11 protein-coding genes are annotated in these 14,444 nt (G+C 74.1%); 5 read left to right on the top strand and 6 right to left on the bottom strand.

Annotated elements, in window-relative coordinates; genetic code table 11:
• Positions 1-3: 3 nt before the first annotated feature.
• From AB0O01_RS04435 to AB0O01_RS04425, 3 genes are all read right to left on the bottom strand, one after another.
• On the bottom strand, positions 4-4,263 hold the full coding sequence (locus tag AB0O01_RS04435; protein WP_365310931.1) for an alpha-(1->3)-arabinofuranosyltransferase family protein: 4,260 nt from the start codon (positions 4,261-4,263) through the stop codon (positions 4-6).
• Positions 4,260-4,937 (bottom strand): class I SAM-dependent methyltransferase, encoded by a 678-nt coding sequence (locus AB0O01_RS04430; RefSeq protein ID WP_365311238.1) that lies wholly within the window; start codon positions 4,935-4,937, stop codon positions 4,260-4,262. Before AB0O01_RS04430 ends, AB0O01_RS04435 begins: the two co-directional genes overlap by 4 nt.
• A gap of 154 nt (positions 4,938-5,091) precedes the next feature.
• Positions 5,092-6,267, bottom strand: coding sequence for a glycosyltransferase family 4 protein (locus tag AB0O01_RS04425; protein ID WP_365310930.1), 1,176 nt, complete (start codon positions 6,265-6,267; stop codon positions 5,092-5,094).
• Positions 6,268-6,577: 310 nt separating this feature from the next.
• Between AB0O01_RS04425 and AB0O01_RS04420 the strand changes: the two genes are divergently transcribed.
• Both AB0O01_RS04420 and AB0O01_RS04415 read left to right on the top strand, forming a co-directional pair.
• Entirely contained in the window at positions 6,578-6,730 is a 153-nt protein-coding gene (locus AB0O01_RS04420) for a DUF2613 family protein (protein ID WP_355731852.1), read from the top strand.
• A 3-nt stretch (positions 6,731-6,733) separates the two neighbouring features.
• Entirely contained in the window at positions 6,734-7,978 is a 1,245-nt protein-coding gene (locus AB0O01_RS04415) for a helix-turn-helix domain-containing protein (protein WP_365310929.1), read from the top strand.
• Between the two features lie 78 nt (positions 7,979-8,056).
• Here the strand turns inward: AB0O01_RS04415 and AB0O01_RS04410 are convergent, their stop codons facing one another.
• Both AB0O01_RS04410 and AB0O01_RS04405 read right to left on the bottom strand, forming a co-directional pair.
• Positions 8,057-9,046, bottom strand: a complete 990-nt coding sequence (locus tag AB0O01_RS04410) for an NAD-dependent protein deacetylase of SIR2 family (RefSeq protein WP_365310928.1) — start codon at positions 9,044-9,046, stop codon at positions 8,057-8,059.
• A complete protein-coding gene (locus AB0O01_RS04405; RefSeq protein ID WP_365310927.1) occupies positions 9,043-10,062 on the bottom strand; it encodes a protein-ADP-ribose hydrolase in 1,020 nt (339 codons plus the stop codon). Before AB0O01_RS04405 ends, AB0O01_RS04410 begins: the two co-directional genes overlap by 4 nt.
• A 184-nt stretch (positions 10,063-10,246) precedes the next feature.
• Between AB0O01_RS04405 and AB0O01_RS04400 the strand changes: the two genes are divergently transcribed.
• From AB0O01_RS04400 to AB0O01_RS04390, 3 genes are all read left to right on the top strand, one after another.
• Positions 10,247-11,143 carry an AraC family transcriptional regulator gene (locus tag AB0O01_RS04400; RefSeq protein ID WP_365310926.1) on the top strand — a complete coding sequence of 299 codons (897 nt, stop codon included), beginning with the start codon at positions 10,247-10,249 and terminating at the stop codon, positions 11,141-11,143.
• Positions 11,144-11,387: 244 nt separating this feature from the next.
• On the top strand, positions 11,388-11,915 hold the full coding sequence (locus AB0O01_RS04395) for a nuclear transport factor 2 family protein (protein ID WP_365310925.1): 528 nt from the start codon (positions 11,388-11,390) through the stop codon (positions 11,913-11,915).
• 188 nt (positions 11,916-12,103) lie between these two features.
• Positions 12,104-12,961 (top strand): SMP-30/gluconolactonase/LRE family protein, encoded by an 858-nt coding sequence (locus tag AB0O01_RS04390; protein WP_365310922.1) that lies wholly within the window; start codon positions 12,104-12,106, stop codon positions 12,959-12,961.
• Between the two features lie 7 nt (positions 12,962-12,968).
• Here the strand turns inward: AB0O01_RS04390 and AB0O01_RS04385 are convergent, their stop codons facing one another.
• Entirely contained in the window at positions 12,969-14,375 is a 1,407-nt protein-coding gene (locus tag AB0O01_RS04385) for an FAD-dependent monooxygenase (protein WP_365311237.1), read from the bottom strand.
• Between the last annotated feature and the right edge of the window lie 69 nt (positions 14,376-14,444).

The following is a 14,444-nucleotide window of genomic DNA, read 5'->3' as shown; positions in this document are numbered from 1 at the left end:
TCGTCACGGACGGCCCTCCGAGCCCGGAGCCGCGCCCGGACCCGTGACGGGAGCCGCCCCCGGCAGCGGTGCCGTGGGCGCCTCGTCCCCCGTACCCGCACCCGCGCCCGTACCCGTATCCGCACCCGCGCCCGTACCCGACCCGGCCCGTCGCCGTCCCCGTCGCTCCCGCACGCTCACCAGCGCCGCGAACAGCCCGATCAGGGCGAGGAGCTGGGCCACCGGCCCGAACGCCCCGTCCGCGTCGCCCACCGGACGTCCGGCGCCGGTCGCGGCCACGATCCCGGCCAGCGCGAGCGAGCCGAAGGCGATCGGCACCAGCAGGGCGTGCCGCCACCGCGCCAGCACCGCCAGCGCCGGGACCAGCAGCGCGAACCAGCCCGCGACGACCACGCCGACCAGCGTCAGCGCCACCGTGCCGAGCCACAGGCCGGGCAGCGGCACAGTTGCCTGGGGCGCGTCCGGGTTGGGCTCGCGGCGCCGCCACAGCGCCAGCCCGATCAGCGCGGCCAGCCCCGCCCCGCTGCCGATCAGCGCGGCGTCGTAGGTGGTGGCCGGGCCGTAGGACAGCTTGACGGTGCCGCCCTCGCCGGCCGGGACCAGCCAGCCCTGCTGCCAGCCGTCGAGCCGGACCGGGGTCAGTTCCCGCCCGTTGAGGGTGGCGTTCCAGCCGTCGTTGAAGTTCTCGTACGTCGTCACATACGAGGCCGCGCCCGAGCCGACGGTCAGTTCCCGCCGGTCGCCGAGCCAGTCCCGGACCTCCAGGGCACGGTCGGTGGCGACCGGCGCGTCCCTCGTGCCCCGGGTGAGGGTGAGGTCGGTGAGCAGCAGGGCGCCGGAGTCGCCGGACTCCACCCGGTGCTCGCCCGAGGGCAGTTCGAGCCGGTTCCCGTCGGTGCCGCACAGCGTCAGCGGCAGCCGCCGCCGCTCGGTGAGGTCGGCGACCCGGCCCGAGACGGAGGTCTCGTACAGGGTCCCGGCGACCGCCACGTCCGGACCCGAGCCGCAGGGCAGCTCGAAGGTGCGCCCGGGGTCGGGCTGCGGGGTGCGCAGCGCGTCCAGGGCCGGGATGTACGCCTCGGTCAGCCCGACCGGGAGCCGCAGATCCTCGTCCACCAGGGGGTTGTGGAGGGTGATCGGGGCGGTCTCGGTGACGGTGATGTCGAGGCGGTCGGTGGTGATGGCGGGGAAGCGGACCCAGCCGTTCTCGTCCACGGCGGCGACGGCCGCGCCCTTCGGGGAGCTGATGCTGACCTCGGTGGGCCGGGTGGTGAGCCCGCCCGCCCCGGCGAGCACCAGCTCACTGACGGCCGTCTCGCCGTCCCAGGCCAGCCGGATCGTCGGGTCGTCCCCGGCGATCCAGGCGGTGGTCAGATCGCCGTCGGTGAGATTGCGGGCGGACAGCCCGGTGCCGAGCCGGGCGGTGGACGCGGCGGTCGCGGTGATCCGGCGCTCCTGGTCGGGGGCGATCTCGTAGAGCAGTTCGTCGAGTGCCTCGCCGGGGACGGCGACCGCGCTCGCCTCGATGCCGTAGTCGCCCGGCGCGTCGGTGGTGAAGGAGCGGTGCAGGCCCGCCTCGGTGCCGGTCGGGGACATCCCGGCCGGGTCGGCGGTCCGGTGCAGCGAGATGACCTCGTTCGCGGCCCCGTTGCCCTCGGCGTCCGCCGGGAGGTTCAGGATCCGGGTCACGGTGACGTCCGGCAGGGTGATCTCGGAGAAGCCCGCGCCGAGCAGTCCGGGCCTGCGCTCCACCGAGTCGAGGATCGTCAGTTTCATCCACCCGGTCGCCCCCTCGGGCGCCTTCACCGACTGGACGGCCCCGTTGGGCTGGAGGTAGCTGGTCTCCTCCCCGCGCTCGGTCTCCACCCGCACCCGGGTCGGCGCCGAGCGCACACTCTCCTGCGGCAGCGGCGTCACCCGGAACGAGCCCGGCATGTCGTACTCCTCGGTGAACCCGATCCGCAGCCACTCGCCGTCCGGCGAGTCCGCCGCGCCCTCGGTCCACGCGGTGTCCGGGTTCCCGTCGAAGGCGTTCACCGGGTCGAACTGCGGCAGATGGAAGAACCAGCTCCCGTACGAGGACGCCGTCACCGACTCCGCCCCGCGCAGCTCCGCCACCGTCTGGTGGTCGGTGCCGGTCAGCGGCAGGATCTGGCGCGGCGCGTCCCCGGCGTCCTGGAGCGCCTCGGGCGCGTTGCGCTCGTCGCGGGTGTACGTGTACGAGGTGTGGGCGCTGACCAGGCCGAACCGGGTGTCCGCCCGCCGCATCCCGTCCCCGGTGACCTGCAACGGCGGGGAGTCGACCCCCGGATGCCCGTCGCCGGTCAGCACACTCGCCCGGCCCCGCAGCCCGGACGCCACCGGCAGCAGCGCCTCCGGCCCGCCCGACACCGTCGCGGTGTCCGCGGCCGGGGTGATGCCCGCCTGCCCCGGCCGGGGCACCTCGGTGCCGGCCGGCCGGTACAGCTCCACCGCCCGCTGCCGCCCGTACAGTCCCTCCACCTGGAGCGGGGTGTTCTCGGCGATCCGCCCGGCGGTCACCACCGGCCCGTACCCGGCGACCCGCTCGTACCCGGACTGCTCCAGGGTGCGCTTCACGGTGGTGGTCGGGGTGTAGCCGACCTGGTCGGGGTCGAGGTCGTTGCGGACGACGACGTAGTACACCCCGGCCCGGCTGAGGAAGTCGGCGAGGCCGGGCACCTCCACCCCGGTCTGGAGCGCCTGCTCGACCGCGTCCATCGCCCGCCGATTGCCCGGCTGCCCGAACGGCACGTAGTCGCGCTGGCCCCAGCGGGACTCGGCGGTCACGTCCAGCGGCTGGTCCATGGTCGAGCCCCAGGTGTAGATGCCGTGCGCGGTCGCCGGGACGACCAGCGCCCGCGCGTCCGGCGACAGCTTCTCCAGCTCCTTCGCCGTGGTCCGCCAGTACTCCGGGACCTCCTGGAACGACCCCGCGTTCAGGATCGACCCGTTGAGGTACGGCCACACCAGCCCCGGCAGCACCAGCACCGCCGCGACCAGCGGCACGAACCGGCGCCCGCGCACCGTCCGCGCCCCGCGCGGCTCGGCGGCCACCGCCACCAGATGCGCCAGACCCAGCGTCAGCGCCAGCGCCAGCCCCGTCTGGAACTTGTAGATGTTCCGGAACGGCGCCAGCCAGCCGTCCAGCCAGTCCTGCACGGTCCCGTGGAAGGGCGCCCCGAACGCGCCGCCGTACCCGGCGAGCAGCACCAGCGCGCACACCAGCACGGTCAGCACCAGCCAGCGCCGCTCGGGCAGATCCCGCCGCGCGAGCCCGGCGAGCCCCAGCCCGGCCGCCAGCGCCGAGCCCACGATCACCAGCACCGACGACACCACGGCCCACCCGGCGGGCAGCCACGCCTCACCGAAGTGCAGATACGCCACCCAGTTCCCGGCGCCGCGCAGCGCCTCGGTGGCCGCCATGGTGTCCGTCGTGGCCTGCGCGGTCTCGATGTACGGCAGGAAGTTCTCCCCGTACACGCCGAGCAGCAGCAGCGGGATCCACCACCAGGCGGTCGCCACGGCCATCCCGGGCAGCCACCAGGCGATCAGCCTGCGCCGCCGGGGGCCGGGCGGCCGGGTCAGCAGATACAGCCCGACCGGCAGCAGCGAGGCCAGCGTCGAGGCCGCGTTCACCCCGCCCATGAACGGGATCACCAGCACCGACCGCAGCGCCGCGACCCGGGCGCTGTAGCGCTCGTCGGCCAGCGGCAGCAGCACCCAGGGCAGGAACGCCCCGGGCAGCGCGGCGGCCGACGTCGACCCGATGACCACGGTGAACACCGGCCACAGCGCGTACGCCACCGCCCCGAGCAGCCGCGAGGTGCCGTTGCCGACCCCCAGCCGCTCGGCCAGCCGGAGCGCGCCCCAGAACGCCACCGCGACGATCAGCGACATCCACAGCCGCTCCGCCAGCCACACCGGCACCTGCACGACCCGCGCCAGCCCGTGGAAGGGCAGCATCGGCCAGAGATAGCCGACGTACTGGTCCTGGATCCCGCCGAACCCGGCCCGGTCGTGCCACAACTGGCCCAGATCGGACAGGAACCGCCAGGGGTCGACGGTCACCCCGAGTTTGGTGTCGAAGGTCTGCCGCCCCGGCTTCACCGCCAGGAACAGCACCAGTGCCACGGCCCAGAATCCGAGCAGCCAGCGCCGCGACCGCGGCCCCTCGGGAGGGACCGCGCTGGTCGCTGTGGTGGGCACGGCTGCCGGGGGAGGAGCCTGGACCGTGGTCGTCATGGGGGACACCGCCGGAGAATGAGAAGGAGATTCCAAGTGGCGAACTCACGGAGACCGGGGACCTTGACGATCCACTCCGTGAGGAAGGGCCAGTAGCGGGAGCGGGCCGCGACGACCGTGAGATCGTCCCGGGCCCGCACCTGCCGCAGGGTGGTACCGATGTGGACGGCGAACAGGTTGTCGCCGAGGGTGTGCTTGGCGGCTCTTCCGGTGCGCCGCCGGTACCGCGCGCGGGCCCGCTCGGCACCGAGGTAGTGCCAGGGCGCCCACTCGTGACCGCCCCAGGGGGACAGCCAGTTGGTGAACGACACATAGACGAGCCCACCGGGCCGGGTCACCCGGGCCAGCTCGCTGAGAAACGTCTGCGGATCGGCGACGTGCTCCAGCACGTTCGAGGTGAACGTGACATCCGCGACCCCGTCGCCGAGCGGCAGCAGATACCCGTCGGCGCGAACGGCCCCGGCCGGCGGCCGGTCACCCAGCTCCCCGGCGTCGGGCTCGAACAGAAACGCCTCCGCGCCCCGCCGCCGGAACTCCTCGGTGAAGTACCCGCTCCCCCCACCGACATCGACCACGACCTGCCCGCGGACCTCCCCGTGATACCGCTCGACCTGATCAACGGCATCCCGGGCGAGCAACGAGTAACACGCCTCGGGATCGGCTTGCTCCCGCATGAACGCCCGGAAGAGGGCCACGGATCGAGCAAACGACGGATCCTTGAAACGGCCCTGGGGGGCAACGCCCCTCAAGGGGCGCGGGTCCCTGACATGTGCGGCTCCGCCGCGTGGGCGCGACAAGCCACGACGCACCCGCACCCGGCGTACCACCTCACCCTCTCGACGCATAGCCGCCCGTCCCACTCGCAGAGCGATACGCCTCACACGCCACAGCGCGAAACCGCCGCACCGTCCGCTCCCACCGAAACCCCGCCGCATGCCCCAACGCCATCTCCCCCATGGCGGCCCGCCGCGAAGCCGACAGCGCGAGCGAACACCAGGCAGCCGCGAAAGAGGACTCCCCCCGGGCCAGCACCCCCGTCTCCCCGTCCACGACGGAGTCACGCAGCCCCGGCACATCGAAGGCGACCGCGGGCGTCCCCCGCGCCGCCGCCTCCGTCACCACCAGCCCCCACCCCTCCACCGCGGAGGGGTGCAGCAGCAGCCACGCCGCGCACAGCAGCCGGTGCTTCTCCGCCTCGGAGACATGCCCGGTGAAGGTGACGTCCGGACCCGCGAGCCGCTCCAGCCGCTCCCGCTCGGGCCCGTCGCCGACGATGACGAGCCGCCCGCCGGTGACCGGACGGACCCGCTCCCACAGCCGCAGCAGCAGATCGATCCGCTTGTACTCGACGAGCCGCCCGACGGCCACGAACAGCGGCTCGGGGGAGCGCCCGGTCACGGGACCGGGTTCCTCGACGCCGTTGTGCACCACCCGGATCCGGTCCGGGGCCACCCCGAGGGCGCCCAGCGCCTGCGCGGTGGACGGGGACACGGCGACCAGCAGACTCCGCTGCTGCCGCCGCCCGCTCAGCGCCCACTGCTCCAGCCTCCGGCCCAGTTGCGCGGCCGGTGCCAGGGGCCCGCCGAACCGCATGCCCCACAGATCGCTGTGGACATGGTTGACCAGGCACATCGTCGGCCCGCGATGCCACAGCGGGGCCAGATAGGGCATGCCGTTGCACACCTCCACCAGCAGATCGGTCTCGCCGACCTGCCGGGCGAAGACGGACCGGGCCCGCAGATAGTGGGCGTAGGCGCCGCCCGCCGACACGACCCGGTAGTCACGGAAGGCGGCCGGGCCGCCGCAGACCAGGGTCACCTGGTGGCCGAGGCGGGTCAGCCCGTCGGCCAGCTTGTCGACCAGCAGCTCGGAGCCGCCGGCGGCCGGATTGCCCAGGTCGCGATGGGCGAGGAAGGTGATACGGCGTGGTACCGGCGGCGGCGCCGCGGGGTGCTGCGGCCGGCGGAGGGTGGCACGCAGCGGGGACGGCACGTGCTGGGGCATGGGAGCTCCAACTCGTCTCGGGGTGCGGAACTCGGTGGGGGAGACAGGGGGTGGCCGAAAGACAGGGGGACGCGCTTTCCGGGAGTGGCCTGTGGACGGACTGTGCGGGGGTGGGGTGGCACAGTTTTCGCTCACCCGATCCGTACGGCTACTCACCGGGATGACAATTTCGGGCCCTGTAGGAGCTGACGTCACGTCATTTCATGAGCGTCGGGAGGAACCGCCCCTTGACGGCACGTGCACACGCATCAACACTGACCCGACAGGCAGGGGTGGGACGACCTCATTCACCAGAGAGGCTGACCCTGCGATGTCCAGACTGACCGCCGCCGCACTCACCGTCGTGGCCGGAGCCGCGCTCGCCGTGGCCGCCGCGTTCGGTGTCGTCGCGCTGCTCGACGCCACGCCCGAGCAGCCGAACACCCCGCTGATCACCTACGAGCAGGCCGGTCAGGGGAGCTGAGCCGTGACCACCCACCCGGCCCCGGCCCTCTCCCCCCGCTCCGCCTGGCACGATGTGCCGCGCTTCCAGGTGCGCCGCTTCGCGTCGATCGCGCTGGCCGAGGCCCCCGGCCTGGCCGAGGAGATCATGCGGGAGATCCGCCGCGAGTACCCGCAGTTGCCCGTCGTCATGGACGAGAACGGCGAGCCCATGGCCCTGGTCGGCATCCGCCGGGCCATCGAGGTGTTCGTGCAGCACCTGGACCGCTCCGGGGGCCGCCCGACCGTACCGCCCGACGTCTTCCACGACTTCGGCCGCGGCGAGGGCTACGGCGGGCGCAGCCTGGACTCCCTCCAGGCCATCTACCGCATGGGCGTCCGCCTCGCCTGGCGCCGCTTCGCCGACATCGGCCAGCGCGTGGAGATCCCGCCCCCGGCGATGTACGAACTCGTCGACGCGGGCTACGAGTATCTCGACGGCCTGGTCGACCGGTCCGTCCGCGGCTACGCCGAGGCCGCCGCCCGCCAGGCCGGGGAACGCCTGCGCCTCCAGAAGCGCCTCATGGAACTGCTCCTCACCGAACGCCACCGGGGCGACCCCGCCGAGGCGCTCGGCGAACGGGCCGCCCGGATCGGCTGGCCGCTGCCCCGCAAGGTCGCCGTCGGAGTCCTGCTGCGCCCGGCCCGCGAGGCGGTCGCCCCCGCCGTCCCCCAGGGCGTCCTGCTGGACATGGAGTACGAGCAGCCCCGCATGGTGGTGCCCGAGCCGACCGCCGCCGGCCGTCCCGAACTGCTGCACCGCGCGCTCGGCGGCTGGGCGGGCGCGATCGGACCGCCGGTGGCGCTGGCCGACGCGGCGAAGTCGCTGCGCTGGGCGGAGGCGGCGGTGAGGCTGATGGAACGGGGGCTGCTGCCGGCCGGGGAGGTGCTGTTCTGCACCGAGCACACCGAGGCACTGGTACTGCTCCAGCCCGAGGAACTGATCGACGACCTCGCCGTGCGCTGTCTGGCACCGCTGGTGCACTGCGGGCCCACCCATGGGCGGCGGCTCGCCGAGACGCTGCTGGCCTGGCTGGAGACGCGGGGCGGGGCGCCGGAGGTGGCGGGGCGGCTGGGGGTCCATCCGCAGACGGTCCGGTACCGGCTGCGGCAGATCCGTGAGCTGTGGGGGGACGAGATCGACGATCCGGACCGCCGGTTCGAGCTGGAGCTGGTGCTGCGGGCCCAGCGGTTGCGGGGGCGGTTGGGGGAGGGCGGGACCGGGGCGTGAGGGCCGGGTCGTGAGGGCCGGGGTGGACGCGGGCGCTCGGACGCGGGTGTTCGGGTGAGGGCGTTCGGATACGGGCGTTCAGTGAAGGACCCGCGGCCCCGGCACCAACCCTGACCCTGACCCCGGTACCGACCCCAACCCCGACCCCGACCCCGATGCCTGTGGCGCGGTGAGCGTGTCGAGCAGGTGCTCGGCGTCGGCGCGGAGGGACAGGGCCCGTCCCGCCAGGTCGGAGGGGACTTCGGGATGGGCGGGGTTGACGCGGACCAGGCGGGTGTGGGGGAGATGGCGGGTGAGGTGTTCATCGGGGTGGCGGATGACACCGGGGGTGTTGAACCCGGCGCCGAACTCCAGGATCAGCAGACGGCTGCCGTCGGGGGCCCCGCCCAGCCACTCCCGCAGACCCCGGCCGTTGGGGAGGTAGGGGGCGTCAACGAACTCGGGGCCGATACGGACATTGATCTCGACCTCGCCGCCGCAGCGCGGGCAGCGGGGCAGGGCGTCCGGGTCCATGACAAGGCCGGTGGCCGGGTCGTACGCCGACAGGAGCCGGTCGACGAGCGGCTCGCTGTCCCAGGTGTCAGTGGTGCAGGGTGTCGTGCACTGGTAGCGGCCGTAGTCGCCCTGCGGGGTGAAGACCCGGTCCGCGGCGAAGCCGTTGCGGGCGAAGAGCGCGTCCACGTTGGAGGTCATCACCCAGTGGTCCCTGTCCCCGACGAGTGCGCGGAGCCGCTGGTAGAGCGGGTTGGGGGCGGAGCCGAAGCGGATGTCGTCGATGTGGACGGCCCAGTATCCCCACCACAGGGCGGGCGGCAGGGGCACGCCGACGAGATAGCGGGAGCGCAGGCCCAGGCGGTACAGGGCGGGGAAGAGTTCCCGGACGCGGTCGGCGTCGCCGTAGTCGTACCCGGCCGCGGCGCTGAGTCCGGCGCCCGCCGTGATGAGCACGCGGTCGGCGTCGGCCAGCCAGGAACGGACCGTGTCGGCCTGGGTCCGGAGGGCGGGGGGCCGGTGGTTCACAGGGTCGTTCACGGGGTTGTTCAGCGGGTCGTTCTTCGGGTCGTTCATCGGGTGGTGGCCTCTTCGGTCAGGGCGCCGAGGTAGGCGGCGCGGTCGTCGGACGTGAACACGTTGAAGATCACGCGGTCCAGGCGTCCGGGGTGGCGGGCGAGCCAGTCGGCGACCGTGTCCAGGGCGATGCGGGCCGCGGGCCGCCGGGGGTAGCCGAAGACACCGGTGCTGATGCCGCAGAACGCCACGGTGCGGATGGTCCCCACCTCGGCGGCGAGGTCGAGACAGGCCCGGTAGGAGGCGGCGAGGAGGCGTGCGTGCGTCGCGTGCAGGGGTCCGTCGACGACGGGGCCGACGGTGTGCAGGACGTAGCGGGCGGGCAGATGGTAGCCGCGGGTGATCTTGGCGGTGCCGGTCGCCTCCGGGTGGCCCTGCCGGACCATGACCGTGTGGCAGTCCTCGCGCAGGCGGGGACCCGCCGCGCTGTGGATGGCGTTGTCGATGCACGGGTGCAGCGGGACGAAGCAGCCGAGCATCGCGCTGTTGGCGGCGTTCACGATCGCGTCCGCGCCGAGCGCGGTGATGTCGCCCTGCCACAGCACCGTGCGCTCCGCGGCCGGGTAGGCCGTGCCGGGGAACTCCTCGGCGACGAGGGGAAGGCGGTCCGGGTCCGTCACGGTCCTGGCCGCGCGCTCACCGCTCAGGAGGGCGTCCAGCACCCGGGACACGGGAGGTGGGAGCGGGCCCGGCCCGCGGAGGGTGAGGACCGCGCGCAGCAGGCGTCGGGCGGCCGGGTCGTCGAGCCGGTCCGTGTCGCCCGCTCCCGGGACCGACCCGGCGGTGGCGGGGTCCTCGCTCATTGCGGACAGCGCGGCACGCACCAGGTGGGCCGGGCGTGCGGGCACGGCGGGGTCGGTCGGGTCGGTGGGGTCCGCGGGGTCGGTGGGGTCGGTGGTGGTCCGGAACGGATCGTCCAGGGCGATGGCCGCGCGGTAGTCGGCGAGCTTGAGGGCGGAGGTGGGAGCGGGGGTGGGGGCGGGCGGGGGAGTGGGCGTGGGAGTGGGGGTGGGCATGGGGTTCTCCCGGGTGGTGAGGGCGGGACTGGGGCGGTGCGGACGGGGTTCCGGCCCTGCGTGGCACCTCCCCTCCCTCTTGTCCCTCTTGCGTATTTCCGACATCCGATGTGGCGTCGCACGAAGCGATGCGTCCAAGCTAGGAGGAAGAACCGGTAGCGGTCGGATACGCTGGCGACCCGTGATGGCCAAAAAGCGACACGCTGCCAGGGTGGAGATCCCGGAGATCGCCTTCACCGCGCCCGCCGGAACGCCCGCCGGGGTCGAGGTCCTGTCCCTGGCCGAACTGCGCCACCGGGCCACCGCGATCCAGCTCGCCACCCCGCAGCGGCCGGACTTCCACCAACTGCTCACCCTCACCGGCGGCACCCTGGGGCACACCGTGGACTTCACCGGCCATGCCCTCGAACCGGGAGCCTGGCTCTGGGTGCGCCCCGGCCAGGTCCATCAGTGGGGCGACCTCACCGGGGCCGAGGGAACCCTGATCCTGTTCCGCCCGGACTTCCTCGACCCGGCCACGGCCGACGCCGCCCGCACGCAGGACCCGCACGCCCCGGTCCTGCGCCGCCCCCTGCCCGACGACGATGCCGCCCTGCGCCTCGCCGCCGAGCACCTCGGCATCGAGTTCCGCGCCCTCGGACATCTGCCGCTGGACATCCACACCGCCGCCCTACGCCACCTGCTGGCCGTCCTCGTGCTCCGTCTGACCCACCTGACCGCGCCCGCCGGTTCTCCCGCCTCCGAACCCGACCCCACCTACCTGCGCTTCCGCGACGCCGTCGAGAAGGGCTTCGCCCGCACGCGCCGGGTACAGGACTACGCACGCACCCTCGGCTACTCGCCCCGCACACTCTCCCGGGCCACCCTCGCCGCCGCGGGGCTCGGCGCCAAGGAGTTCATCGACCGCCGGGTGATCCTGGAGGCCAAACGCCTCCTGGCGCACAGCGACCAGAGCGCCGCCCGCATCGCCGGCCGTCTCGGCTTCCCCAGCGCGACCCACTTCAGCAAGTTCTTCCTCCGGGGCACCGGGCAGACCCCCCTGGCCTTCCGCGACACGGTCCGCGGGCACGCCCCGCAGTGAACGGCACGGCAGCCAGTGAACGGCACGGCAGCCGACGCGCACCCATGTCGGTTTTTGGCCATCATCTTTCCGCTGGGGACCTCGTCGGCACCGGCGCCGGACCGGAGGCTCAAGGTACGTCGCGCCCCCTGCGCACCACCTCCCGGGAACCGGGAAACGGGCAACCGGGAGCCGGAAACGGGGAACCGGGAGCCGGGGTCGCGACCCGCCCGACCCATCCCCAGCCAACGGAACAGGAAAGCTCATGAACCGCACCCTCCGCATCGCCCTGCCGGTCGCCGCCGCCGCCCTCCTCATCGGCGGCGCCGCCACCCAGTCGGCCCTGGCCACGTCCCGGACCACCCCGGCCGCCGCGAGCCACGCGGGCCACGCGAGCGGCCTCTCGGCCCGGGAGGCGAAGAACACCAAGGCCGCCCTCGCCCTGCTGGACATCACCTTCAACCAGCACGACCCCAGGAAGGCGGCCGAGAAGTACATCAGCGCCGAGACCTACATCCAGCACAACCCCCACTTCGGCAACGGCCGCGATGCGTTCATCGCCGGTGCCACCGCCTGGGTCCAGCAGAACCCCGGCACCTCGCTGGACTTCAAGCGCACCGTCACCCAGGGCGATCTCGTGGTCGTCCAGGGCCTGTCCAAGCTGAGCGCCGGCGACCGCGGCACGGTCGAGGTCGACACGTTCCGCTTCGACCGGCACGGCAAGATCGTCGAGCACTGGGACGCCCTCCAGCCCGTCGCCGAGACGAGCGCCAACGGCAACCCCCAGGTCTGACCCTGGGCGGGGCGGGGACGGGGCGGGAACGGGCTCGCGAAGCCGTACGGCCGGAAGGCGACAGGCTGTCCGCGGGGAGCCCCGGTCCCCGGGACGCCTCGGGGGCGACCCCTCCTGACGGCGTCGCCCCCGCCGTATGATCACCGGTGATCCGGGCCGCCCGGTCCGGCCGTCGCCCCGGGGGACCCATGAGCACGCGCTACGACATCGCCGTCCGGGCCGAGGCCCTGCTCGGTGAGGGGGCCACCTGGGACGCGGACGCGGCACGGCTGATCTGGGTCGACATCCTCGGCTGCCGGGTCCACACCTACGACCCCGCCACCGGGCACCGCACCGTCCGCACCACCGGCCGCCACGTGGGCGCCGCCAAACCCCGCGCGGGCGGCGGACTGGTCCTCAGCCTCCGTGACGGCGTCGCCCTCCTCGACCCGGACGGCACCTTCGGCTGGCTGCACCACGACCCCGTCCCGGGCCGCCGCGCCAACGACGCCGCCGTGGCCCCCGACGGCTCCCTGTGGGCGGGCACCATGTGCGACGACGAGACCCCGGGCGGCGCCACCCTCACCCGCCACGCCCCCGACGGCACCGCCCAGGTGATCCTCCCGGACGTCACGGTCGGCAACGGCGCCGGATGGAGCCCGGACGGCACCCTCTTCTACTACGTCGACACCGCCACCCGCCGCGTCGATGTCTTCGACCACGACCCCGACGGGGAGGGGGCGGCCCGACTGCGCGACCGGCGGACCCTCACCACCATCGGCACCGGCTTCCCCGACGGGCTGACGGTCGACGCCGACGGCTGTGTCTGGGTCGCCCTCTGGGACGGCGGCGCGGTCCACCGCTACACCCCGGACGGGGTGCTGGACCGCGTCCTCGAAGTCCCCGCGCCCCGCGTCACGTCCTGCGCCTTCGGCGGCCCCGGACTGCGGGACCTGTACCTCACCACCGCCCGTACGGGCCTGTCCCGCCCGACCCCGCTGTCCGGCTCGGTGCTGGTGGTGCGGGGCGCGGGACAGGGGCTGCCGCAGCCCGCGTTCGGCGGCTGAACCGCCGTCAGGCGCCGACCCCGGTACGGTCCAGTTCCCGCAGCAGCGCGCGCTCCCGCGCGGTCAGCGGGGGGCCCGACAGCGGGGGGAGGGGGGAGCCGAGGGCCGCCGGGAGGACCGCGCTCGGATGGAACAGCCGGTTCGGGCCCGCGGTCATGCTGGTGACCGCCATCAGGGCGGAGGCGGCCGGGTAGGAGCCGGTGGCCGCGGCCGTGAGGCGGCGCGAGTAGCGGGCGGCGACGCGGTCGGCGAGGGTGGGGCCGCCGCCGCTGGCCCCCGGGTACCAGACGTCCTGGCTGACGGCCATCGTCCAGGCCGAGTCGACCGTCCCGGCCACCCCCCGCTGCACCCGCCGGGCCAGCCCCGGTGCCCCGAGGCCGCCGTGACGCACCTCCCGGGCGAGCACCCGGGCGCCGAACGCGGCGACCGACATGCCCTGCCCGTACGCCGGGTTGAAGGTGGCGACCGCGTCGCCGAGCACCACGAACCCCTCCGGCCAGCGCCGGGCCCTCTCCAGATGGCGCCGGACATTGCTGGTGCTGTGCCCGACCCGGATCCCGGTGAGCGGTTCGGCGCCCGAGATCAGCCGGCCGACGATCGGGTCGGGCAGGTCCAGGGTGTAGCGCAGGAAACCCTCGGGGTCGGCGGGCGGTTCACCGCCCCGGGTGCCGGCCAGGCTCACCATCCAGCGGTCGCCCTCGATCGGCAGCACCATCGCACTGCGCCCCGGGCGGCCCGCGTACGGGTCGGACTGCACCATCGTCAGCGGGAAGTCCTCGGCGCCGGGCGGGGTGCGGTAGACGCGGGTGGCGTTCACCAGCCCGGCGTCCACCGTCCGCTCCGGGACACCGGAGATCCCGAACAGTTCCAGCCAGTGCAGCATCCGGGAGCCGCGTCCGCTCGCGTCGACCACGAAGTCCGCGGCGAGGTCCTCGCTCCCGCCGTCCGGGGTGGACAGCCGGACCCCGCGCACCCGGTCGGCGTCGCCGAGCAGACCCTCCACGCGGGCGGTGCGGATCTCCACCGGGGTGGTGTCCAGGACGGCCTGGCGCACCGTCCGGTCCAGCAGCGCCCGGGTGCAGGTGACGATCTGCGGGCCGGTGTGCCGCCAGCGTCTGAGCCAGCCCTCCGGGGAGAGCACCACCATGCCTCTGCCCAGGGATATCTCATGGGCGCCCGCGGCCAGCAGATCCTTGCGCAGCCGCCCGCCCGGGATCAGCTCCTCCATCGCGGCGAGCCCCCCGGCCATCAGCAGATGGGCGTGGCGGCCCTGCGGCAGCCCCCGGCGGTGCTCCGGCCCCGGCGGCAGCTCGTCGCGCTCCACCACCACCACCTCGTCCACCGTGCCGGCCAGGGCCGCCGCGGCCAGCGTGCCCGCCAGCCCGGCACCGACGACGACAGCTCGACGCGACACGGAACGCGGCACGGACGACGACACGGAACGCGGCGGCACGGGACGCGACATGGGACTCCTCAAGTATCA

It is taken from the genome of Streptomyces sp. NPDC093252, from assembly GCF_040683675.1.
In the GTDB taxonomy this organism is placed as follows: domain Bacteria; phylum Actinomycetota; class Actinomycetes; order Streptomycetales; family Streptomycetaceae; genus Streptomyces.
The sequence above is the reverse complement of the archived record's forward strand: the minus strand, read 5'-3'. Positions and strand labels throughout refer to the sequence as shown.